Source organism: Photorhabdus stackebrandtii (assembly GCF_011189495.1).
Lineage (GTDB): Bacteria > Pseudomonadota > Gammaproteobacteria > Enterobacterales > Enterobacteriaceae > Photorhabdus > Photorhabdus khanii.
In genome coordinates, this window is record NZ_PUJV01000196.1 from 1 (window position 1) to 336 (window position 336).

At 49.7% G+C, this 336-nt stretch carries 1 pseudogene; it reads right to left on the minus strand.

The features are described from left to right. Positions 1–64: 64 nt before the first annotated feature. A pseudogene (locus C5470_RS22305) lies at positions 65–336 on the minus strand (group II intron reverse transcriptase/maturase); the annotation flags it as partial.

Here is a 336-nt window from a genome sequence, read left to right on the forward strand (position 1 = left end):
ATGACCCGGTAACCCAACGTGCTTTACTCCTGGATAAATCCCTTCCCTTATGCTCCGCTTCGGGCTATCTGATCCGCGCACGACGCTCAAAGTACTGTCGGTATGTCGGATCATAAGGGGTCGCATTAGCTCTGATCTTGATGTGGCGGACGATCGGGGTACTCGCCATTGAGAACAGGTCGAGATATCCCTGTTCTCCCTTCATATTCCTGAACATCGGGAAGAAAGTCCATTGACGTAAACCAAGGCGACGGAAATAACGCTTTTGCTTCCATCGGGCTGATTTGTTTGGATGTCGTCGATTTATCCAGATAAGCAGAGCCTGAAACACCTGAT